The following is a 1,411-nucleotide window of genomic DNA, read 5'->3' on the forward strand; positions in this document are numbered from 1 at the left end:
GGTTCATTGGGGGTGTTTGGTTTTATGTTACACTTGTCGGGCCGGCGGGTGTTGGGTGTGGGGTTCCTCCCCCAAGTCGTGGGGGGTGTGTACCCCGCGGGGCGGGCCCCCACCGGGGCCCGGCCGCTTCACTTCACCCGGACTTAGCCGCCTGCAGAACCCGCACCGCGTCCTCAAGCTGATGGTGCCGCCCGGCGATCAAACCCGCTCGCCACAGCGGCCCGTCACGATCAGGCTCCACGTAGACCATGCCGAGGAACACAACCGCTCCCACAAACAGGTCCGTGCACGCGTCGAGCACGTCTTCGCCCGCATGAAGGCCTGGAAGATCCTCCGGACTGCCGCCTCAAAGGCGAGGGGGTGCACCACGCGATGCATGCTCGCCCACGCCTATCTCGCGGTCATGGCCGCCGACGCAGCGACAAAGGGGGATGCAGAAACGCTTCCGGCTCCCTGGCTCCGCTCACCGTGGCAGAAATCCGCCGACTCCTGGCGCCTTGCCTCAGCCCGAACCGCCGAGCCGGCCGGTCGCTTCGCGCGCACATGCTGAACTGGTCACACTGGCGCCGCAGACGCCAGGCTGTCGCCCGCCACTGCCACTACCGGCTACGACTCCGCTCGTTGGGGGGACGGTCCGGCAAGACCGCCCCTGACACGCCATCAGCCAACTACACTCCGGACGACGCCTCTGACCAGGCCAGATAGCGAAACGCTGCTGGAGTACTAGGACCACGAAAGCCGGTGGGTTCGGCTTGCGCTTGCACGAGCTGGGTGAGCGCAGCGATGAAGGGCGCGGCCGCGGGATGGCCGGCGAACGAGTCTGCGGCAGCCCGCAGACGTTCGTGCGCGGCAGGGAAGTGGACTTTGGCCCAGGCGTCCTGTTCCTTGACGCGCCGGGCACCGTCTTCCGTTTCCACTGGAAACGGCCGCCGACTGCTTTCTCAGCGCGCGTTGCGCAGGTACTCGCGGCGTGCGGTGACCAGCGTCCGCCAGCGGCTGCGGGTGGGCTGCTCGCCGTCCAGCCACCGCGCCCCGGAGGTGCCGCTGAGGGAGAGGCCGGCCATGAAGTGGGCGATGTCGACGTAGTACGCATGGTCGCCGCCTTGGGGGAGGTCGCGCAGGCATGTCGCTGATCGTGAATGCCGCGGCGCAGACGGCCAGCAGGGTACGGCGGCGGGTGAGTGAGGCGATCCTGCCGGCCCCGCCACCTTTCGCTTGTGGCGTCCACCTCATCCGTGGCGCCCCTGCCGGGCCGTCAGCCCATTGGCGTCCTGTGTAACTGCCCTACCAGCCGGCGGACTGCGAGCCCCCGGCCGGCTAGGGTCTGTCGTCAAATGATCTTGCGTGGTGGATCATGGTCGGGTGATACGTCGCCATGAACTGTCGGATGCCGAGTGGGAGTTCGTCCGTC

General features: G+C 68.0%; 1 protein-coding gene and 1 pseudogene. One reads left to right on the plus strand and one right to left on the minus strand.

What is annotated here, in order from left to right; all coding sequences use genetic code 11:
- Positions 1-244: 244 nt before the first annotated feature.
- Positions 245-375, plus strand: a pseudogene (locus ACFYWI_RS37610) (IS5/IS1182 family transposase); the annotation flags it as partial.
- Between the two features lie 566 nt (positions 376-941).
- On the opposite strand, the gene ACFYWI_RS37615 reads toward ACFYWI_RS37610, so the two are convergent.
- The gene (locus ACFYWI_RS37615) at positions 942-1,064 is read right to left on the minus strand and encodes a hypothetical protein (RefSeq protein WP_389240556.1); all 123 of its coding nucleotides are present in this window, start codon (positions 1,062-1,064) and stop codon (positions 942-944) included.
- Positions 1,065-1,411: the final 347 nt, after the last annotated feature.

Source organism: Streptomyces sp. NPDC002889, assembly GCF_042888425.1.
In the GTDB taxonomy this organism is placed as follows: domain Bacteria; phylum Actinomycetota; class Actinomycetes; order Streptomycetales; family Streptomycetaceae; genus Streptomyces.

Excerpts from the sequence above, each read along its gene's own strand:
- ACFYWI_RS37615 (WP_389240556.1), bottom strand. The coding sequence starts at position 1,064 with ATGGCCGGCCTCTCCCTCAGCGGCACCTCCGGGGCGCGGTGGCTGGAC.